Annotated in this window: 25 protein-coding genes; 6 read left to right on the top strand and 19 right to left on the bottom strand. The window is 55.2% G+C overall.

Translation table 11 applies throughout. The features are described 5' to 3' along the window. The 9 genes from ACIOZM_RS02725 to ACIOZM_RS02685 form a co-directional block, all read right to left on the bottom strand. Window positions 1–257, bottom strand: a 257-nt coding sequence (locus ACIOZM_RS02725) for a hypothetical protein (protein ID WP_401209241.1), incomplete at its 3' end; no start/stop codon positions are given. A 2-nt stretch (window positions 258–259) separates the two neighbouring features. Then, the gene (locus tag ACIOZM_RS02720) at window positions 260–1,255 is read right to left on the bottom strand and encodes a major capsid protein (protein WP_401209239.1); all 996 of its coding nucleotides are present in this window, start codon (window positions 1,253–1,255) and stop codon (window positions 260–262) included. Between the two features lie 63 nt (window positions 1,256–1,318). Then, entirely contained in the window at window positions 1,319–1,663 is a 345-nt protein-coding gene (locus tag ACIOZM_RS02715) for a head decoration protein (RefSeq protein ID WP_312996169.1), read from the bottom strand. Next, complete coding sequence (locus tag ACIOZM_RS02710; protein ID WP_401209236.1) at window positions 1,660–2,814, bottom strand: head maturation protease, ClpP-related; 1,155 nt, start codon at window positions 2,812–2,814, stop codon at window positions 1,660–1,662. Before ACIOZM_RS02710 ends, ACIOZM_RS02715 begins: the two co-directional genes overlap by 4 nt. Beyond that, complete coding sequence (locus ACIOZM_RS02705) at window positions 2,811–4,292, bottom strand: phage portal protein (protein WP_401209233.1); 1,482 nt, start codon at window positions 4,290–4,292, stop codon at window positions 2,811–2,813. Before ACIOZM_RS02705 ends, ACIOZM_RS02710 begins: the two co-directional genes overlap by 4 nt. Next, the gene (locus ACIOZM_RS02700; RefSeq protein ID WP_041481045.1) at window positions 4,292–4,498 is read right to left on the bottom strand and encodes a phage head-tail joining protein; all 207 of its coding nucleotides are present in this window, start codon (window positions 4,496–4,498) and stop codon (window positions 4,292–4,294) included. The genes ACIOZM_RS02705 and ACIOZM_RS02700 overlap by 1 nt, the downstream gene beginning before the upstream one ends. Before the next feature lies 1 nt (window position 4,499). Next, complete coding sequence (locus ACIOZM_RS02695) at window positions 4,500–6,494, bottom strand: phage terminase large subunit family protein (RefSeq protein ID WP_401209230.1); 1,995 nt, start codon at window positions 6,492–6,494, stop codon at window positions 4,500–4,502. Window positions 6,495–6,498: 4 nt separating this feature from the next. Next, entirely contained in the window at window positions 6,499–7,068 is a 570-nt protein-coding gene (locus ACIOZM_RS02690) for a terminase small subunit (protein WP_401209228.1), read from the bottom strand. Window positions 7,069–7,468: 400 nt separating this feature from the next. Continuing rightward, window positions 7,469–7,813 (bottom strand): phage holin family protein, encoded by a 345-nt coding sequence (locus tag ACIOZM_RS02685; protein WP_401209226.1) that lies wholly within the window; start codon window positions 7,811–7,813, stop codon window positions 7,469–7,471. Between the two features lie 336 nt (window positions 7,814–8,149). Here ACIOZM_RS02685 and ACIOZM_RS02680 point away from each other — a divergent pair, with 336 nt between their 5' ends. Continuing rightward, window positions 8,150–9,961: a hypothetical protein gene (locus ACIOZM_RS02680; RefSeq protein ID WP_401209224.1), complete on the top strand. Its 1,812-nt coding sequence runs from the start codon at window positions 8,150–8,152 to the stop codon at window positions 9,959–9,961. A 63-nt stretch (window positions 9,962–10,024) separates the two neighbouring features. On the opposite strand, the gene ACIOZM_RS02675 is transcribed toward ACIOZM_RS02680, so the two are convergent. The 8 genes from ACIOZM_RS02675 to ACIOZM_RS02640 form a co-directional block, all read right to left on the bottom strand. Beyond that, on the bottom strand, window positions 10,025–10,414 hold the full coding sequence (locus ACIOZM_RS02675) for an antiterminator Q family protein (RefSeq protein WP_401209221.1): 390 nt from the start codon (window positions 10,412–10,414) through the stop codon (window positions 10,025–10,027). Window positions 10,415–10,710: 296 nt separating this feature from the next. Next, window positions 10,711–12,024, bottom strand: coding sequence for a tyrosine-type recombinase/integrase (locus tag ACIOZM_RS02670; RefSeq protein WP_401209219.1), 1,314 nt, complete (start codon window positions 12,022–12,024; stop codon window positions 10,711–10,713). Next, on the bottom strand, window positions 12,021–12,323 hold the full coding sequence (locus ACIOZM_RS02665; RefSeq protein WP_401209216.1) for a nuclease domain-containing protein: 303 nt from the start codon (window positions 12,321–12,323) through the stop codon (window positions 12,021–12,023). Before ACIOZM_RS02665 ends, ACIOZM_RS02670 begins: the two co-directional genes overlap by 4 nt. Beyond that, entirely contained in the window at window positions 12,314–12,523 is a 210-nt protein-coding gene (locus tag ACIOZM_RS02660) for a hypothetical protein (RefSeq protein WP_339433061.1), read from the bottom strand. The genes ACIOZM_RS02665 and ACIOZM_RS02660 overlap by 10 nt, the downstream gene beginning before the upstream one ends. Further along, complete coding sequence (dnaB, locus tag ACIOZM_RS02655; RefSeq protein ID WP_401209212.1) at window positions 12,523–13,902, bottom strand: replicative DNA helicase; 1,380 nt, start codon at window positions 13,900–13,902, stop codon at window positions 12,523–12,525. The genes ACIOZM_RS02660 and dnaB overlap by 1 nt, the downstream gene beginning before the upstream one ends. After that, entirely contained in the window at window positions 13,895–14,602 is a 708-nt protein-coding gene (locus ACIOZM_RS02650) for a helix-turn-helix domain-containing protein (protein ID WP_116254781.1), read from the bottom strand. Before ACIOZM_RS02650 ends, dnaB begins: the two co-directional genes overlap by 8 nt. Window positions 14,603–14,886: 284 nt before the next feature. Beyond that, window positions 14,887–15,309, bottom strand: a complete 423-nt coding sequence (locus ACIOZM_RS02645) for a phage regulatory CII family protein (RefSeq protein WP_401209209.1) — start codon at window positions 15,307–15,309, stop codon at window positions 14,887–14,889. 66 nt (window positions 15,310–15,375) lie between these two features. Next, window positions 15,376–15,588 (bottom strand): Cro/CI family transcriptional regulator, encoded by a 213-nt coding sequence (locus ACIOZM_RS02640; protein WP_150653605.1) that lies wholly within the window; start codon window positions 15,586–15,588, stop codon window positions 15,376–15,378. A gap of 86 nt (window positions 15,589–15,674) precedes the next feature. Between ACIOZM_RS02640 and ACIOZM_RS02635 the strand changes: the two genes are divergently transcribed. Beyond that, a complete protein-coding gene (locus tag ACIOZM_RS02635; protein WP_150653606.1) occupies window positions 15,675–16,331 on the top strand; it encodes a LexA family transcriptional regulator in 657 nt (218 codons plus the stop codon). 145 nt (window positions 16,332–16,476) lie between these two features. Next, window positions 16,477–16,728, top strand: coding sequence for a DUF1654 domain-containing protein (locus ACIOZM_RS02630; RefSeq protein ID WP_401209205.1), 252 nt, complete (start codon window positions 16,477–16,479; stop codon window positions 16,726–16,728). 845 nt (window positions 16,729–17,573) lie between these two features. Here the strand turns inward: ACIOZM_RS02630 and ACIOZM_RS02625 are convergent. Continuing rightward, entirely contained in the window at window positions 17,574–18,419 is an 846-nt protein-coding gene (locus tag ACIOZM_RS02625; RefSeq protein ID WP_273878434.1) for a hypothetical protein, read from the bottom strand. A gap of 359 nt (window positions 18,420–18,778) precedes the next feature. Here ACIOZM_RS02625 and ACIOZM_RS02620 point away from each other — a divergent pair, with 359 nt between their 5' ends. From ACIOZM_RS02620 to ACIOZM_RS02610, 3 genes are all read left to right on the top strand, one after another. Next, entirely contained in the window at window positions 18,779–19,054 is a 276-nt protein-coding gene (locus ACIOZM_RS02620) for a hypothetical protein (RefSeq protein ID WP_401209201.1), read from the top strand. Window positions 19,055–19,065: 11 nt separating this feature from the next. Continuing rightward, window positions 19,066–19,359: a hypothetical protein gene (locus tag ACIOZM_RS02615; RefSeq protein ID WP_401209198.1), complete on the top strand. Its 294-nt coding sequence runs from the start codon at window positions 19,066–19,068 to the stop codon at window positions 19,357–19,359. 75 nt (window positions 19,360–19,434) lie between these two features. Next, a complete protein-coding gene (locus tag ACIOZM_RS02610) occupies window positions 19,435–19,788 on the top strand; it encodes a hypothetical protein (RefSeq protein WP_401209196.1) in 354 nt (117 codons plus the stop codon). On the opposite strand, the gene ACIOZM_RS02605 is transcribed toward ACIOZM_RS02610, so the two are convergent. Further along, entirely contained in the window at window positions 19,775–20,221 is a 447-nt protein-coding gene (locus ACIOZM_RS02605) for a hypothetical protein (RefSeq protein ID WP_401209193.1), read from the bottom strand. The two genes, ACIOZM_RS02610 and ACIOZM_RS02605, sit on opposite strands and share 14 nt — an antisense overlap. Window positions 20,222–20,226 lie beyond the last annotated feature (5 nt).

Below are 20,226 nucleotides of genomic sequence, written 5' to 3'. Positions count from 1 at the left end.
TCGTAGTCACCGCCGCCATCCAAGGCAGGTAAGTCAACGCTGACCAGCATCCCCTGCTCCAGGCCTTGCGAATCACTGACGCGGATCTCGAAGCGAGGCTCGCGCAACCCGGTGTTGAGTTTGCCGAACTTGGGTTGCAGCCAGGGCGCGGCGAACATGCCGAACACCGGCTCATCGCGACCCTCGATCCGCGCGGTATCGCCCAGCGTTTCGAACACCACTGCGTCAACCTCGGCGATCAGATCGCGAAAGCCCACGGTCAGAGCTCCAGCAGGATCTGTGCGCGCGGTCGAGTGCAAAGATGCAGCGGATTCGATTGCGCCTCACCGGCCATGCCTTTGTTGAAGGGCAGCGGCTCGATCATGCTGTAGTACGGAATGCCCTGGGTGTTGACTGTTTCCATGTAGTCAGCCGGCGCAAACACCGAGATGTACAGATCCGGCACGCCTTCGGGGATCAGCAGTCCCTTGTCGTCATGGACAAAGGAAACGCCGGCCACCTTGCCGCGGTAGCGCTCCCAGATGATGCCGCCGAACTCGAAGCTTTCACGAGCATCACCGCGCAGAGCCGCTGCCTGCTGACTGTTGAGGTAGGTCTCTTTGACCGACTTGTGAACGATCAGCTTGTTCCAGAAGTTCTTGCCGCAGAAGGCGCGAGAACCGGTGCTGGTCACGCTGCCGAGCGCGTCTTCCTGCATGTCCAGCGCTTCACCGCACTTGACCCGCAGCTCCGTGCCCGCATCCGCCAGTCCCATGGACAACTTTTGGCGCTCCACACCGAAGCGGTCATAGAGATCCAGCAGTACGGTCTTGCCATCGGCGTCGAGGATCTGGCCGTTGAGTGCGCCCATGCGCTGGAACTCATGCGTCGCGTCCAATTGACGGCGCGCCTTAGCCAGACGCGCATTGACCACGTCCTGCACCGCCTGCAGCTCAGAGCGAGTGCCGAAGGCGCGGATGCCTTGGATCTCGTCGGCCTTGATCGTGAAACGCTCAGGCAGATGCACGGTGTTGAACGGGATCAGGTTGCGCTTGCTCGCCGCAACTACCAGGCCAGAACCACCACGCTCACCGGCCGGCACCAGTGCCAGGGTGTCACCGTCCTTTTCAATCTGCACGGTCAGGGTAGTAATGCCTTCCTCGCGGAACAGGCCCAGTGCGCTGATGCGCCCTGGCAGATACGGTTGATCATTGAGTGCAGCGGTCAGCGAGGTGACAGTAAATGCTTCGTCGTCAAAAATGGCGATATCGGCCATGGGTACTCTCCAGAAACGAAAAATCCCGCACGCGGCGGGATGCATATGAAAAAAGGAAACGTCTTAGCGGACGATCACCGAATGAGCGGCCAAGGCTTTCTCGGCAGCCAGATCGAGGCCGGTCAAATGCGCTTCGCTGACCTCGGCCAACCGCACCACGGCGCGACCGCGACGCACCACATCGGATTCGCCAAGCGGGCCGTAAAGAATGGCGACAGCGTTTTCGGTGCCGTCCTCAGCCGTTGGGTTGTACGGTGCGAATTCACCGGAGGCGGTCACCAGCCCGAGGATTTGTCCCGGCCACAATGCTGGACCGGCCGCGACGTTGATCGCTTCACGCGAAATGGTGCCGGCGCCTTCGGACAGCAGGAATTCACCTGCGTGCATCGGTTCCTGTTTGATGGTCATGCTCGTGCTCCTTTCGCGCTTTGCGCGGTTCCAGTTTGGGCCGCTTGGCGAGCAGCCCAAATCGAGTTGGGGTCAGGTTGTTTGGCCAGCACCTTGGGCGCTGGGTCATCCGCCAGCGGCAGACTGTTGTCGATTTCAAAGCCTTTGCCGCTGGTGACAATCTTGTCGAACAGACGCGCCCGCACCGCCGGTGCATCCAGACCGGCCGCGACATACTCGGCGCTGAACTCAGGCAGTCGTGCGGCCACGCAGAGATCGTTTACTGCCTTGGCGCGTGCCAGACCGGCCAGCACGATCTCTTCGCTTTCGAGCTGGGTGGAACTAAGCAGCGGCTCGACCAAATTGCTGATGCCCGCCGCCGTGCAGCGCTGAGTGATCATCAGTGCCAACTTGGCCGAGTCGACTACAGGCGGCACCAGCGGCGGATCTACAGGTTCGAGTTCGGGATCTGGTTCAGGTGGCTCGTCGAGCTGGGCCAGCAATTCAGCCGGTGCGTTCTGGAATCGCTGCAGCACCGCGCCTTGGCCGAGGCAGGCCTTGACCTTGACGCCGTCGCCCACTTCATCAGCCAAGCCCAACGCCACGGCTTCATTTGCAGTGAGCCAAGTCTCGGCCGCCACCAGACGCCGCAGCTCCACCTCATCAATGTCGGGTGCTTTGGCCTTGTACGCCGCGATGATCGCTTCCATGGTTTGGTCGAGGACGTCGGCCACCTTGCGGAAGTCTTCCGCATCACCTGCGGCATAGGTCCATGGGTTGTGGATCATCAACATCGCATTGGAAGCGATCACCACCCGGTGCGCACCGCACACGGCCACGCTGGCGGCACTGGCTGCGAGTGCATCGATCCGCCCGGTGCAGCGCTCGCCCAGCCGCGACAGCGCGTTGTGCATGGCCAGACCGTCGAACAGGTCACCGCCGATACTATTAAACGCGGCGACCACCGGCGACACACCATCATCCATGGCACGCAGATCCTGCACGAACTGATTGGCAGTGATGCCCCACGCGCCGATCTCGCCATAGACAAAGACTTCGATCACTCGCTCGGTGGACTCGCCGCTGGCATGAACTGCGTACCAGGTCTTGTCCTTGACCTCGACGCGTTTGCCGGCGCGGTTGTAAATACGCGGTTTCGCGCTCTTGCTCATGGTTGCTCCTTGTCGTCGGTGTCTTCGACGGTATCCAGGGTGTTGTAGTTGAGGCCCAGCGCTGTGGCCCGCGCCAGATCGGCGGCGTTTTCCAGATCGACCGTCTCGGCGTCGTAGCCGGTACGCAGGACCATCTCGCTGCGCGACGAAAAACCGGCTCTCACCTCCATCGCTCGTGCTTGCACGTCCTGAACCGGCTGGATATAGGCCCAGCCTTGCGGTACCCAGCGAGTGCGAAGGTACTGGCGGCGCTTCTGTGTGTAATCGTCCAGCACCAGAACACCCGACAGCAGCGCCATGTCCATCCACGCGGCCCGTACCGGGCGGCAAAGTTGATGGACGTACACGCTGAATTGCAGTTGTTCCAGGCGGCGCCGAAACTCGTTGAGCACCACCCGTAATGCTCGGTCGTTGATTCCGCGCATATCGCCGGTGAGGATCTCGTAAGGCGTACCGCTACCCGCCGCTGCAGCCATCAACTGCTGACGCATGAAGTCCGGGTAGTTGTTGCCCGCGTCCGGCGGTTTGGAAAATTCCACCTCTTCGCCCGGACCGAGTTCCTGCATGGTGCCGGGTTCGAGCGCAACCATGGGCGTGAAGCCGTCGCGGTCCAGATCCAATAACGCGCCGGTGACCGGATCGCGTGGAGCCGGACCCGAGTCAGGCGACGGGCGCTTGATGAAACCGGCGAACAGGTTGGCCACCTCCTGACGGAACAGCACCGCGTCGTCGTAGTTGTCCAGACTGCGTAGCCGTTTCAGAACCGGCGACAATCGCGGCACACCGCGCAACTGGCCAGGTTCGACCGGTTCGAAGATGTGCAGCACCTGCGCGGCCGGGACGCGCACTAGCTGGTTGTAGCCGGCGTTCAATGAGGCCGCATCACGCGGGTGCGACAGGTACATCCAATACGCTACCCGCTTGCCGCCGGGCGTGAACTCGATGCCGGCGCGGATGACGTTGCCGTTCTTGGTGCTCTCGAATTTGTCGTGCGGCACGAACTCCGGCGCCAGAATCTGCAACTGCAGCGGAACCGCCAAGCCTTCGTCCCGACTGCGAGGACGCAAGCGAACAAAGCATTCACCCGATGTTTCCACCGTGCGCGCCACCAGCGCCTGCTGGCCGTAAAAGTCGGTGCGGTCATCCGCATCAGATTCATCAACCCAATCGCTCCACAGCTCCTGCAGCTGCTTGCGCAGGGCATCATCATCGGTCGCTGGCCGAGGGGTGATGCCGGTGCCGATCAGGTTGCTGACGCGCTTGTCGATGACGTTGAAGGCATACGGGTCATTGCGAACCGCTGCCCGGGAGCGCGACCGCAAATTGCGCAGTGCCGGGGTGTTGATGCTGTTGATCCCGTTGTCGGGAGCGTCCCAGTTAGCGGATCGGCGGCCTTCACCGGCGCCTTCGTAACTGGCCTTGATGTTGGACGGCAGCACAAAGCCGTTGCGGGTCAACGTCGGAAAATGTCGGGCCATTAAAGTCCCTTGCCCCCGTGATAAAGGCGAACCACGCGCGAACGTGGCCCGGCGGCGCTGGCCAGCGACGAGCGTATTTCTTCGCGCGCCTTGAGCAGCTCATCGACCGTGCGGTATTCCACGGTACGGTCGGTGTAGCGCACAGTTTTCTCACCGCGAGCAATGGCCGCCTCAACCGCGTCGAGGTGCTTTTTCGTAAATGACATATCAGCGTCTCTTCAGGTAGCCACTGGTGGAACTGCGGCGTTGTGGGGGAGCGGCTGCCGGACGTGATTTCACGGCTGGTTGCGGCGCCTGTGGTGCGGCCGGTGTTACGACTGGCCGGCTGAGCCGTTCGCTCTGAACGGGTTGGCTGCTATCGCCCGAAACCGACTCGTTGACCGCCTGGCGAATCCGCGCCCAATCGTGATCTTGGTAGCGATTGATGCCGAGGTAATGGGCCATGGCTAGGTTGTAAACCAACAGATCGAGCGCTTCGTTACGCTCGGATTTGCCCTTGGTCCATTCGATGCGTTTATGCCCCCTGACGTAACGGGTGACTTTGCGCTCAGCCACGCACTGGGCGAAAAAATCATCCGGCAGGTCGTTGGCAAAGTGCAGCGCTCCCGGGCCGGTGTCGAATACATAGCGGTTATAGATCCAGTCCTTCGCCGTGTCGGTACCAACAATCCATAGCTCGGCGCCATGCCGTTCAGTCAGGCCCTTCCATGTCACGTCGACCATCGAAGGTCGCTGCGCGATCACCGGCCGGCCCCGCTTGCTCGCCCCCTTGATGGCGAACACGCTGCGCCAGCGGCGCATACGACAGAACTGATAGACCTCATCCGTATGATTACCACCGGAGTCGACCGCCGTAGCCATGATCATCAGCTCGGCACCACAAGGGTGTCGGTAACGGGCCTTGAGCAACTGATCCAGCGCCGCCCAGGTACGCTCATCTGCGGGGTCGCCGGAGATCACTTGAAAGTCGACCACCCAGCGTTCCATGCCGGCACCCCAACCCATCACCATCAATTCCAGGCGGTTGGCTTGGGTGTCAACAGAAGCGGTCAGCATCAACACGCCGTCGGGCATTGAGCCAAGCCCGTAGTTTTCCAGCCGCGCCCGTTCCCTCAGCACATCGGCTGAGGTTTGCTCCTGAGCGCTATCCCAGACCTTGGCCAGACGGGTGTTATAAAACACCTGCATCGGCTCCAGATCGCCTTTGGCCTGAGCCTTTTTAGCCTTCTCGAATTGCTTGGCCAACGACGCCCAACCGGTCCAGCCGGGCGGCGAGTACAGCGCATTCAAGTTAAAACCAATAGTTTCGCCATCGCCTTGGGTGTGTGCCCGCCACTCCCCTTTCGCCAGCATCTCGCCCTTATAGCGCTCCTCGATCAGGACGTCGCAGTCGGGGCCGGCACATTGGTAATGCACAACCTGAAAATCCACCGAGTAATGCAAACGCTCCCATTCGAGAACCTGCATGTGGTCACAGGTCGGGCACGGGACGTAGTAGTAACGCTGATCGCTGACCTCAAACAGATCAGCGATCCGTGACGCCCCCCTGACTGTCGGCGAACTGGAAAAATAAAATTTGGCGTTACGGCCGAAAGTACTGCCGCGAGTCTCGGCCAGTTCGACCGGGTCGCCCTCTTCGCCCACGTCCACACTCCAGCGATCAACCTCGTCGCCGTAGATGTAGCGTGCGGAAAGCTCCGCCAGGTTGGCCGCTGAACCGGCCGTGGTGATGTACAGCGAACCACCCTCGAACTCCTTCGTGTCCATGGTGTTGCGCGCATCCCGCGAGCGGTTGGACGCCACGCGCTCACGCAGCACCGGCGTGGCCTTGATGGTTTTACCAATCCGCGACGATACCCGCTTGGCCAACCCCAGACTGGGCAACAACGTGAGGATGTTGGACGGGGCCATATGGATCAGGCCGCCGATCCAGTTCAAGGCGATCTGCGTTTTCATCAACTGCGAAGCCACCATAGTCACCACGCGTTTGCACGGGTGGGCTGGTGACAGACAGCGCATCGGCTCACGCGCATAAGGGGTACGCGAAGTGTGGTATTGACCAGGCTCGGCCGCACCAGTGTCGCGCGGGATGCGCATGTACTCGTCGGCCCACTGATCAATCCAGACATCTGGCTCTGGTCGCTGCCCACGGAAATACGCTTCGCGGTACACCGTCGCACCGTTCGACATTTCTAAGGACATAGGTTTAGCTCGGGGTAATGGCTTGTTGTAGATCTGCTGCTGACAGCCGCTCAGCATCTTCCAGTGTTTGTCGCAAAGCCGACGTCAGACGCTTTTCGATTTGCCATGGATCAGACAGCGAGGCCAGTTCCGGCGATAGCTGTGGCGCCATTCCAAGCAAAAGATCACGCAGTAAGCGACCGGCGTTATAGGCCGCATCTTCGACCGCTTTGCGCTCTACCAAGGTGCCTCGGGCTTTAAGGAAGTTGTCTTTTTCCTGAAGCGATAGGTAGTGCTCACGAAGAGCGCGTGACTTTTGAAAGTCGGGTACCTGACCAGAGGGGTCATCTACAAAGTCTGCGATGACTATTTCCAGCGGTGGCTGATCACTCCGCTTCGGGCGATTGCGCTCATGTCGAGCGGCGACGGCGGCCTTGCTCGGGTCGCTCGTCATGGCCAGAAGCTGCTCGCTGGCATCCACATCAATCTGCCCGGCAGCATTCAGAACCAGTCGTTCATTCTTGACCAGCTTGCCAACGTACTGCCGAGACCACCCCTTCAGCTCGCAGTACTCCTTGCGAGTTACAAAAGCCATGCGGCCTCCATCGTCGTGGCTTGTTAAGCCTGTCAACTAACCCGGCTTAGTTGACAAGCCTTCTGACCATTGCGCCGGGGCTGCTGTTCAAGAAAATGAACAGGCATGAAAAGGCCTGCAGCCCAATAGAACCGGGGGGACCTCACTAAAAAACACTGTTTTGATCTTGCGAACTCTGTCGCTGAAAACCCAGCATTCCTTGTCAACCTGTCAACCACTGTCAACTAACTTTCCAGCCCTGTGGCTAACGCTTTCCCGCGGGTTTCCGACCCCGTACCCTTTGAAAGTCACCAGGGTCCCCGGCGGTTTTCTACCCGGTCCGGTCGGTTGAGCCTGCATCCGAGTGCCATGCCTTGCCCCATCCCTTAGAAAAGACGGACACCCTCCCCTCTGCCAGCTGTTATTGATCGCCCAGATTGTTGGTTGCCGATGGGCTGCTAACACCTGCCTTCCTCGCCAAAAACTGGGTGTAAAGGCCTCCCGCGACATCTGCCCCAATCACCGCGATCACGATGCCCAGTCCCGCGGCCAAATACAGGTTGTTCCAGAGCGCCATTGCGAGCAGCAAAGTGGCCATTCCCAAAAGGCCGGACGCCAGAAACCGTAACGCTACGCGTTGCAGGATCTGCTGTAGACCGAGATCGCTACCTGACGCTCTCAGCATCTCGCCCGACAGGCCCGCCATGCTCAACAATATCAACAGCCAAAGGGGTACATCCGCGAGAGCTTGTTGCTCCGTGCTCATCTGTAGTCCTCAAATAGGTTCGGCCGCCATGTCACTGTCATCCGCGCAGAGCAAAGAGGCAGGCATGGGACCGAAAACGAAAAAGCCCTGCTCAAAGGCAGGGCTTGTAAGTAGGTACAAAAAACCCGACTCATTGGCCGGGTTTTTGAAAGCGTCTCGCTGCGTTCACAGCAATACACGCTGCTATGAAAACAGACTTATTCCGCGCGGAAAAGTGTTTTTTGCGATGCCTAAACACGGTAAATTCTCAGCAGCCAACGTAATTGAGAGCCTGATTGCACTCAACCGTATCTAAAAATTAGCGCCCCCACACATTTAAAGCATGGACGTAATTGAATGACCAGTCATACAGCTAAAAACGGTAACGACTCCACTCTCAACGAGCCTTCACTTTTAAGAGAATATCTAGAATATTACAAAACTCTCTCAAACCCAGGTTACGGCATACTAGTTACCGGAGATTGGGGGTCAGGTAAAACATATCAAGTAACCGAAATATTAGATAAAGATGAAATACACTACATAAGCTTATTCGGAGCGCAATCCACAGAAGAAATATACTCCGCAGTATATGCAAAAATGCATCCCATGAAGTCGATCACAAAAGGAATTGCGAACTCTTCGAATGGTGCCGGAGCTGGGCCGGTTAATCTCGGAGGCTTGCTATCCGGAATTGCGAATGCAATTATCCGCGAGCAGGTAGACAATGACAAAATATTGGTATTCGACGATTTAGAACGAAGTAAAATAGACATTAACGACTTATTAGGTGTATTTAATAAATACATAGAGCACCATAACTGCAGAGTCATCGTCGTTGCACACGATAAAAAAATCACGGACGCCTTAAAAGAAATAAAAGAAAAAGTTTTCGGCCAGACTATCCCTATAACACCCCAAACATCAAAAGCTTTTGACAGCTTCACAAACGCCATAAAATCTCCAACCACCTCGGCAACGCTAACCAAACTTAAACCCGTAATACTCGACATATTTGATCAATCAAAAACCCACTCACTTCGCATATTAAGACATTCATTAGAGGATCTTACCAGGCTATTTAACGCTCTAACAAACAATCACAAGTCTAACGAAGCTGCGATACTCGAATTGACGAGCCTATTCTTAGCCTTGAGTCTGGAAATCAGAGCCGGCCGATTAGATGAATCTTCTCTTAAAGACAGAAGCGGCTCAATCATCCGGCATCGATTAAAAGTCTCCAGAAAGGAAAAAATCAGCAAAATACCAGATATTTACACTGCTTCAATGAGATATAAAAACATCGACATTAGCAATAAAATTCTTGCCGACGACGTATTAACCAGCATGTTAATTAACGGTAGTTACTCGGAAACAAGAATACGGGAGTGCTTGAACAATAGCCTGTATTTCACCAACCCTGAGGATCTTCCCGCTTGGCTAGTATTCATGAAATTTGATGAGCTCAGCGATAAGGAGTCACATGATGCTGCTGAAAAACTAAAGACACAATTCACCAACCGAGAGGTAATCGAACCCGGTGAAATGCTTCAGCTTTTCTCACTACGTTTTCTACTTTCAGAAATGGGACTAATTCCAAGAAGCCTATCCGAAACAGAAGAGGACTGTAGAGAATACATGGAGGACCTTCTCAGCCAAGGTAGAATTAAATATATTGTCGATTACCGATACAACTTACCTAGCTACGGAGGCTATTCATTCTGGGTAGAGGACAGTTATAACAAAAACTTCTCTAGACTCAACAATTATTTGAAAGACGTTCAGAACAGAGCAGAAAAGCAACGTTTCCCCGAAATAGCGAAAACACTTCTTTCATTAATCTCTTCTAATGGCGAGGAATTCGCTGAAAAGATCAGCTATACAAACGGCGGCAGTAACGAATTTGCAAGTATTGATATCCTAGCCAGCATACTACCTAGCGACTTCGTACAAGAATGGATGGGATCGCCTGCAAAAAACTGGAGGCATATAAGCAGAGGTCTAGAGCAAAGGTATTCTGACGGAAAAATTTCAACCACACTTAAAAAAGAAAAATCCTGGATGAAAGAAGTAGTATCCCTGATTGATCGCGAAATAATTAAATCCAAAGGAATCAGAAAAAAACGGATCGAGCGCATTTTACCGTTGAGTTTAAGAAACATGATCTAACAACGTCACTGTATTAGTATACAAGCAAGGCTGCCCGCCACGCAGCCTTTGCTCTCGATAAAGTTATGCTGCGTTGTGAATTACGCTTACAGCACAATCAATCCATGCTGCACCTGCCCGGACTAACTCACGCGCTTTACCTTCACTCATCGCGTAGTATTTTCCGACACGAACCATTGGCCATTTGGCTCCAAAATACAGCCATACGACATCCCCCATCTGCTGATCCCGATGTGCGAGCCTAGCCACGGCATTGTCGATAGCAATCGCCCAGTCATCGGTAATGCAATAGTTCTTGCTTGCTGCCGGCTGCGCCATTGTTTGGCGCATCAGCGCTAAAGTCGGTGATGTGTAGCCTGGAACCCCCATTCCATCCATTCGCCACCAACCCCACTGTTCAAGGAGGTATTCGGTGTCCCCTAGTGGGCGTCCTGCCGGTTTACGAATCATCATGTGTTTAATCCCCTGTGTAAGTTGTACCGCCCGCCCCTAGGCGGTTCGATCGCTCGTATTGATTTCGTGGCTCGGTAGTCGTTGGCAGATCCTTAAGCGCAGAAATTTCTCGCATAGCAATCTGCAATTTGAGACTTAATTGGGTTACCAACTCGTCGGAAGAAAGCACCAACTTGCTCCCCGGAACAACCCAACCTGAACCGTTACAACCAGTGCAAATCAGCTCATAAAACAGACCTTTTACAACCGCTTTCCCCAGACAGATCGAGCAAAATTCCAGCTCTATCCGCTCACGCTTAAAGCCAGACACTGCCCTTTGCTGCATGATCTAAAACCTCGCCTATGGTTGTTTCTTCAATGGCCTTGCAGGCCTTATGGTCTGTGGCTTGCAGCGAATTACCGGAATCTTCAAATCTAAAGCCGGTCAATCCATGAATCGCTGCAAAGCCTTTCTGATCTAGATGCGCGTGCCACTGCTCGAGGGCATCACGCTTGCGGCTCATCACGTCCGACTGGATGTAAACCTTCACGTTATGGCCCATCGCGTGGTTGATCAGCAGCTCACCAATCAGGTGATCGATGCCAAGGTCTGCCCAACCGGTGCGCGCCACCTTGCGCAGGTCGTGGCTGGTCCAATCGCCCTGCCCCAGTCGACGAAACACTGCGCAGCCCTGAGCCTCGCCCAGCGCCTTGCCATTACGTGCCGGGAACAGGCACTGGCCGTCATAGCCTCGAGCGTATTGGCCTTCTCGATACCGGGTCAGCAGCGTGCATACTTGCTCGGTCAGAGGCAGGTGATGCTCGACACCGGTTTTCGTGTTCTCGGCCGGGATGAACCATTCGCGTTCGGCCAGGCTGATGTGCGACCAGCGCGCCATCCGGGTTTCACCGATCCGCGTGCCATGGCAGAGCATCATCAGTGCGAGCATCGAATCCAGCGACGCGGTGCTCATGACTTCGGCCAGTTGCCCGAGCAGGCCTTCCAGTTGAACGCCGCGCAGGCGAGACGGCTTGATCCCGACCTTCGCCTTGGAGAAGTCATTGAACTTGATCGCCGCCATCGGGTTGGACGTGATCAGGCCCAGCTTGGCCGCCTGACGGAATGCCAGGGCCAGCAACTGGAACACCGAGCGCACGTAGTCGATTGAAATGGTCTCCTGCAGCGGCCACATCAGCAGGGTGTCGAGCGTCGCCTTGTCGATGCCGATCAGCGGCAATTCGCCGAGGCGTGGCTTCAGGTGACACTTGATCATCGACGCGCCAGTGTTCTTGCGCTTGGTCGACAGGTTGCGGTCGCGTGACATGCGATCCGCGAACCAGTCCAGCAGCTCGCCCACGGTGCCCCACTTCGACAGGCTCGCCCCTTCGCCGGCGGCCAGTCGCAAGCGAAGCGACGGCAGCGCCGCAACGACCTGCTTATGCGTCAGCTCGGGGAAAGTGCCGATGGGGTTCCACTTGCCCTTCAGCACCAAGTACCACGACCCGCCAGTGCGGGCCTTGTTGAAGCGCAGGTACAGGCCTTTGTTTTCGAGGTCACGCACATCCTGAACGGCGCCGGCAGCCTGTCGCTTGAGTTCGGCTTCGGTGATCTTCACCGCAGCAGTACTCATGCCGCCCCCCTCACAGTGAGAATTCCAGCCCGGATCAGGCCTTCGTGGGTTTCGGCGATAGCTCGCGGCATGTCCCGCCAATCGATTTCGCCGGCGGCGCGGCCGTCGATAACGTCGTGACAGGCGCAGCAGGCGTACACCGCCACGGTGTCGAAACCTTTCATTCCCATGCCTTTCTGCCCGCACGGCAAGTGCGCGAGCACGGTGGTTTCTGGATTGTGGTTGCAGATTCCCGGCATCCGGACGGTGCATTCTTGGCCGTTGGCGGAGGCGCGGAGCTTCTTCGAGGTCACGCGCATGGCGGTCTCCCCGTCGTGACGTCGACGACTTCGTAGGTGCCCGGCCACATCCATGCGCCGTAACGCCTCGCCATGGCCTCATCCGCGAACAATGCCAGTGCGTGATCCGGCGGAGAACTCAGGTCAACCTTGAACGAGCAGCAGAACACCGCGAAACGGTAGGTGGACGGGTCGGGAGCAGCGAGTCGCCTTGTATTCATCAAAACGAATCCTTTTTGCGGTAACGGCTGGCTAGGCTGGTGACTTTTTCCGGCTGCTCGACAGGCTCTGGCTTCCACCCAGCAGCAAGATTTTCGAAACGGTTGAATTGACCAATAAACGCCGTGCGGACAGTGCCCATCTCGATGTCGCGCCCCTTGCCGATGATTATTTCGGCAGTGCCTTTGGCTTCGGTGTTTTCGTGATAGACCTCGTCGCGATACACGAACAGGATCACATCGGCGTCCTGCTCAATGGCTCCGGACTCCCTCAAATCAGAAGGGATTGGGCGCTTGTTCGGACGCTCCTCGCATTTACGGGAGAGCTGGCTGAGCAACACAACGGGGATGCTTAGTTCCTTGGCGAGCAACTTGCAGCCGCGGCTTATGCTACTGACCTCTTCGGTTCGGTTGCCGCCCTCGCCTTCCACCAGTTGCAGGTAATCGATCATCAGCAAGTCCAGGCCGTAACGCATTTTGTGGCGGCGAGCGAGCGAACGGATGCGTCCAATTGACGAGCCAGCTCGGTCAGCGATGTACAGCGGAGCGCGGCGAAGAACCCCGGCAGCGGCCTGTAGTTCAGTGCCGTGTGTCTCGCAGGCGGTTCCGTTTTTCACCAGCGTTAGTGGAATGCGCCCCTCGGAAGCCGTAGCCCGGTCCACCAGTTGACCTTTGTTCATCTCAAGGCTGATGACGAGCGCTGACTTGTTCTGGCGCACCGCCGCATCGATTGAGAACCCCATGGCGAGCGTGGTCTTGCCCATGGCAGGACGGCCGGCAACGATGTACAGGTGATCTGGCTGCAAGCCACCCAGCTTTTCATCCAAATCTTTCAGGCCGGTCGATAGACCGATCAGCGTTTCACCGCGACAATGACGATCATGGCGTTCCTGCCAGACCTCGATCTGGTCGACCAATACGTCCCCCACCTTGACGATGTCGTCATCACCCGAACCGCAATCAATCGCCATGGCTGCAGCCTGAACAGCGGCGATCTTCGCCTGCGTGTCCTCGCTGCCCTGGGATATTTCCATCGCCTGGCTGCCAAGGTCGTAGAGCGCCCGGTCAATAGCCCGTTCACGAACGATCTGGGCGTATGTTCTGGCGTTAGCAATGCTCGGAGTGTTTCTGACGATTTCGGCGCAATAGGCGAATGCCGGACTGCCGTCGTCCATCGAACCGACGTGATTACCCACAGTCAGGAAGTCAACCGCCTGACCAGCCGAACGGATAGCCATAATGCTGCGATACAGATCGGCGTTTGCCGGGAAGTAAAACGCCTCTGCGGACAAGTCTTCGCAAAGCGTATCGATCAGATCTGGGCGCTGCATCATGGCGCCCAGCAGGCCGTGTTCAGCCTCGATGCTGTGAGGGTCACGCATGGTAGTTACCCTCGACGACCTTAACGAAGTTGCTCGGTGCAATCAGCCAGTCGAAGTTGCAGCGGAACGGAGTACCCCCGGAAGCGGATACCTCCCCCATCAGGAACTTGCTCGAACGCACCAAAGCGAAGTACTCAGCCCAGAACTGCAAATCCTGATGGACTTCGCTTTCGTTCCAGCGAGCACCGATCTTGGCGATACGATCCTTGGTCAACATCACGACGCGAGGAAACTCGGGAATGGTCTTGTTGAACAAGTCCACGATTGCCTGAGTCGGGCATTTCGTCTTCGAGACTTTCGGCGTTTGCTCATCGCCGACAAGAGGTGACGGTTCACTTGATGGTTCTATTACGGTTCTGGGTGCAGCTGCTGCGGGGGTTTCTGTAGTGAGCTGCGGGGGTGATGGTGCAGCTGCTGCGGGGTGCGACTCTCGCGGGGGTGCATATGCTGCTGGGGTTAGGGTGTACATTGTCGAACGACCCATTCGCTCACGAACTGACAGCAACCCAACCTGCCCCAGCCACTTGATTGCAGTTTGGACTGTCCGTTCAGCAAGGCAGGTTCGCTCCGAAATACGGGCAACCGAAGGCCAGCAGACGCCCTCGTCGTTAGCATTATCTGCCAGCGATATGAGCACAGCCTTTTGCGGGCCGCTCATGCCCTGCAACGGCCAACACAGACTCATAATGATGGTGCTCATGCAGAAACATCCTGGACAGTTGCCAGTGATGCCTTGAGGTGATTCAGGCATTGCCGGCAGAAGTGAGATTTGGATTCGTGCGAGTACTGCGAACCAACCATGAGGGCGGCATTCATCGCTGCAGACTGGCTTGCATGGTGGTGTCGAGACACTTTTGCAGACTGGTCATAAGGTGTCGCGACATCACCGGAACTGTTGACTCCGGGGGGCTTATTGGTCACTATTCACCTCGAAATGAAGTTGTACTAAGCCGCCCTGCCAGGCGGTTTTTTTATGCTTGCAATTCAGGCGGCTTTGACCGAGCTTTCAAGCAGATGCAGGCTTTCGCGGACATGACCGATCTCGTTGAGAATGTCGGTCTTTTCACTTACCGAAACGTGCTGGTCATCCAGTGCTTCGTGCACTGCGATAGTCAGGTCTGCGACTTCTTTGCCGACGTGCACCAGAGACGCGGTCAGCTCTTTAGGTGCCGGAGCGATCTTTGGAACGAGTTCAAAACCGAACTGATCGGCCAAGGCTTTCAGCGGACGCATGTCCTCGGTGTGCAGCAAGATTCCGAACAGGTGCTCAATAGTCAGGTGATGCGCCGCGTTGTCCGGGTTCGAGCGCTGGAGCAAGCTCACGTGTGCCATGCACATCTTCCCGGCCAACTCCTCTGCCCCACTTTCCTTGACTGTGGTGTGGCAAGCCCTCAAGAAATCTTCCATTCGTAAACCCTCAAATTTGTTTCCGTGGCGAGTAGCAACCGCAACCCGCAAAATGTTCTTCATCGACTACGCAACACTGACCGCGGTTTTTGGTTCTGCGCATAGGTCGCGGGCCGATATCAGCCCATTGGTAAGCTCTTCTGCTTTGAACGCGGTTTTCGCACTCATGGAATAGGCTCCCGTGACCCAGTAGGAAACCGCGGCTTGAGTAACCCCCAGCGCAAGAGCTGTTTTGGTCTGCCCGCCGAAGTGCTCGACGAGCCTTTCGATAGGGGTCATAAAGAGCCCTCCTAATAAGCATGCTTATATCGTATTAAGAAGGAGGCTTATTTGCAAGGGCATAAGGGAACTTATAAATTACGGACATGACGACACTAGCCGAACGCATGAAGCTCGCACGCAAGCATGCGAACCTGACCCAGAAAGCGCTGGCCGATAAGGCCGGAGTAGAGCAACCCGTAATTTCGCAATTGGAGACAGGAAAAAACCAGCAGAGCGTCCATCTCGCGAAATTTGCCCACCTTTGCGGTGTCAGTGCGATCTGGCTTTCTGATGGGATTGGATCGATGACAGACAAACTGTCGGGCGACTCCAACGTGAAAATGGCACCACAACCCGCCCAGCTTTATCGATATCCAGTAATCAGTTGGGTTTCCGCTGGTTCTTGGGAAGAGGCAGTTCAACCATACCCTGACGGATTCTCCGATCGCTACGAGCTTTCAGATTACGACTCGAAAGGCCCGGCGTTTTGGCTCGAGGTGAAAGGTGACTCGATGACGGCACCGTCAGGGGTCAGCGTTCCTGAAGGCATGATGATTTTGGTGGATACAGAAGCCGACGTTAAACCTGGAAAATTGGTAATCGCGAAACTCCCGGCCAGCAACGAGGCCACCTTCAAGAAACTTATAGAAGATGGTGGTGTGCGGTATCTGAAGCCGCTCAACCCGGCATACAGAATGGTTGAGATGGATGAGGACTGCCGGATAATCGGCGTCGCCGTTCGAATGACCGGCAAGCTCTAGTCGTCGACCTCGTTATCGAAGCCCGCCACCTGGCGGGCTTTTTAATGCCCGCCCCACAAAAGAGTACAATTGTACTCCATACACATTGCCGTTTTGCCAAGGATGAAATACTGTTTATCCATACAGCAATACCAAGGAAGATGGCATGAATCAAAGCAATACAAACGTCGCCGGCACCAATACCTGTTATGAACAAGTAGGCCGAAGATTTCAACGAATGTTGTCAGATCCGAGGGTGCAGAAGTATCAGGCAATCACCATAACCAGGCGCGAGGATGAAGCCCTGGAAGCTTGGAATCGCATCTTGCAAGAGCTTGACGATACGGACGGTATAACGGTGGAAAGGCTGGATATTGATAGCGTACGGATCGGCTGGAAGAGATACCTCGACTACTGAAAGAAGCCCGCGCAATGCGGGCTTTTTATCGTTCTGCGTAAATTTTATAAGTTTACTTATTGACGAGAGTCGATAAGCACGCTTATATTTGATTCAAGCCGAACAGCACGGCCAGCAGTGAAAGCTGCGCCGCTCTTTAACAGTCAGCGCAACAAACAAACCAACAGACCGCATTGCCTCTGCCGGCGACCGGCGAGCAGACAGGCCCGAAAGCCTGCCAACGACAGGAACAACCTGGACGGCTGCTCGATGGTGAAACGCCTTAACCGAGTGAATGACCCGGCAAGCAATGCGCTCCGCGAATCCCAGCGGGAGAAGGGAGAGACAAAGAATGAATTAGCGCTCCGAGCCTCGGCTATGAGGAGCGCCGGACCTCATACAGTGAGCCTACTTAAACAGGCTCCAACAGCTGTACGCCGCATGTTGTATTAGCCAACGACCATCCAATAATGCTGATCGAACTGGGTTAGCAGGAAGACTCGCTGTCAACTGCAAGACGAGCCGAGCTATCAATCGGTAGATAGTCACTCGCTATGAAAGCCTGGCGTTTGGGGTCCTGCAGGAGGGACTGAATGTCAAGCTCGCTGACGGCACCTGGGATTTAGAAAGAAGTCCACGTGAGTGAACTTGAAAGGAGAAGGAGAAGGAGAAGGAGCGACGTTAAGTATTCACATACGATTTGCGTCTTGAGGCTCCAATTAACGTGAAAGTCTAAAAAATGCATCCAACGACGGGAACCCTCAAGGAGAAAATTTATATTCGTTAATAAGGGTTTTGCTGAAGTGATTGAGGCCTTTCGGTAAAGACCGAAACCGCCCTCTCAGCAACTGAGAGGGCTAAGCTATTTATGCATTACCGGTTACAGAATATGTTGTGTACTGTTCAATAAAATGGTGAAGCATTTCCTTTTCCGTCATTTGCCCTCCGTCCGATACGCCCATGCGAACTGTAACGTAAGAGATTTTACTTTTCTCTAATGTAATAAATCCTGGTGTACTGCTCATTATTTCGAGGACGCTGTTTTGAAAACCTGGCTGACCGGAAGTATCAATGGTTTTCAGAAGAAAACCGCCAACCACTTGTTTTTTTGCAAGGTTGGAATTGTCAACTACCGTAACGGAGTATAGGTTTGGTAGTAAGTTGTAATGATTCGGATCAATATCTTCATTTCTCGTGTGATGAATTTTTTCTCCGCCAGAACTGAAACTGCAGGTGAAAAGAGTGATCGGTTGTACATAGTGATGTGAAGCCACCACTACTTTTTCTAGTACACCTGCGTGCTGCAGAGTATTTCCTGAGTAGCCCATCAGGCATCGAGCCTCATCCAGGCCGAGAACGATGACCTTGGCGTCGCCACTGTTTGTGAATCGTAAGGTGACGTGAAGCTCGCGGCCGACGGATACCCCAAGGATCTCACCCACGACAGAGTCAAGGCCAGGCATTTCAACTTCGGCTTGTGTCAGCCGTCCTTCTTTCGACTGAAAGAGGTCTTCTGCGGCTGTGTTAATGGCTATAGAGCCAAGCGGATTAAGGTGTTGAGAAAGCACTGCGATAAGCCGGGCACATGCGTCTATGCTCCAGCTTGTAAGGACGGTATCGCCGTTGTCAAACCTTAGCTTATGAATTAGCGCGGCAAAATCCCCTTTGAATGTAGTGCACCCAACAGCCGTGCTTGTTAAACGCAAATCCATTTTTCATCCTCGATGCAGTCGTGATTGGTAATTATCCTTTGTCGGCAGTGAAGTGTGAATCTTTAGAAAATTTTCAATTGAGAGCGTGTCACGGGCTCATACCACCTCAATGTAGATCGCACAGAACTCACCGACCACCCTCAACTCTATAGCGGAAACTCCTAATACTTCTTTGGACATATCAATAACCACTTCGTATTCAACGCAATATTTTACATCTCCACGCTAGCCATACCGCCACCAAGGGATTCTATGCGGTGCTACGAAGCAGCGTTGAATAAGTCTGAATTGCCGAATTGCTTTTCCATGCTCATGCCCTTCAAAGGGAATAAACGCAACCCACCACCGAGGGATCAGCCATGCAAATGCACCCACTGATGCAACAGCGCCGGGAAGTTCTCAACGCCTTGTTTGTTCGCTCCCACGCAGCCCGTGGAGAATTCGCCCGCCTTGCTGGTGTGGCAGCGCCGGATAAGAAAGTGCGCTTCCAGGTGAAGTCGGTCGGCAATGCCTACCACATCGTTGATCTGGTCACCGGAAAGACCAAGGCCTTTCGCTTCAACTATCAGGTAGCAGTAAACATGGCTATTGCGTTCGAGAAGCAGGCCAATCGCCTGGCGGAAGGTGTGCATTGATCGGTGCACCAATGCCAAACCCACGAGACCAGTTGCTCGACAACCTGAACCAGCAACTTGATCAGTTCTTCGGTTCCGGCGGTAAGGCTCAGCAAATCCCCAGTGGCGTCACTGGCGATCCAAAGCTGGCATCCACACCGCACCACGACCGTCTGCGCGTCGAGCGCAACAAGATCGCCCCGAAGGTGCGCGAACTGGCCGAAGCCGGCAAGTCCATCAGCGAGACGGCCAAGACGCTACACATGCACGTCAAGCGGGTAGCGCTGATCGCCAGCGAGAACAAGTTCAGGTTCGTCGACTCGTGAGACGTTTTCGCATCCAACAACGCAAACGACAGACCTGGCTGGACTTGCCGGCCAGCAGAATTGAAGAGGTAGGCCATGGCCGAGGAAAAGGAACTGACGGAGGAAGCCAAGAAGCAGCGCAGGAAGCGCGAGAAGGCAGCAGCGAAGGACGCTGCATTGGGCGTCGAGAAGTTTACGGTTGAGGTCGCCGGGGTGTTCAAGCCTGACCTCAAGCGGGTCATGGGAGCGCACCGCATCAACAACCAGCAGGACATTCACCAGCGGTTGCTGAAGAACCTGATCAGCGCTGATTTCGAAACTCAGGCTTGGATGCTGCGGAATGTCACGACACCTTATGAGATTCCAGAAAAGGTGTCGCGAACATTTTACGAGAAGAGCATGGCCGAGATTGCAGCCGATCCGGGCGATGAGATCATCAGCCCTTCGTAGTGAAGCCAAGAACTCTGCGAAGAACAGCAACCAATAGACTGTATTCGATCATATGCTGATTGCGATCTATCAGTAGCTCTCCATCCTTAGAATGGATAGAGCCATTCGGCGACACTAAGAAACTTCCAATTTCGCTTTCATTGTCGACCAAGGCATCAAGCACGGTTATCGAGGCACGAAGATAGACACTTTGGTTTGTGATCAGAAGGGTTGATCGGATGTTGAATTTCTGTCCAATCACTCGTCCCAACACTCGAGATTGTTCGCGTTCTACTTCGAACGAAACCTCCCCGCCAAACTCTTCTGGCGAAAAGTTTTTCCACGTATCCACGAGTTCAAGGTAGTGGTCAGTTGCTCGCTTATAGCTGTGTGCAGTCCTTGAAATCAGGGTTTTGAACTCATCCGTATCATATTCAAAATCCGACTTTTCCATATTCA

This window comes from Pseudomonas sp. NPDC087346 (assembly GCF_044744235.1).
Lineage (GTDB): Bacteria > Pseudomonadota > Gammaproteobacteria > Pseudomonadales > Pseudomonadaceae > Aquipseudomonas.
Note: the sequence above shows the minus strand (reverse complement) of the source record. Positions and strands in the feature narration are given on the sequence as shown.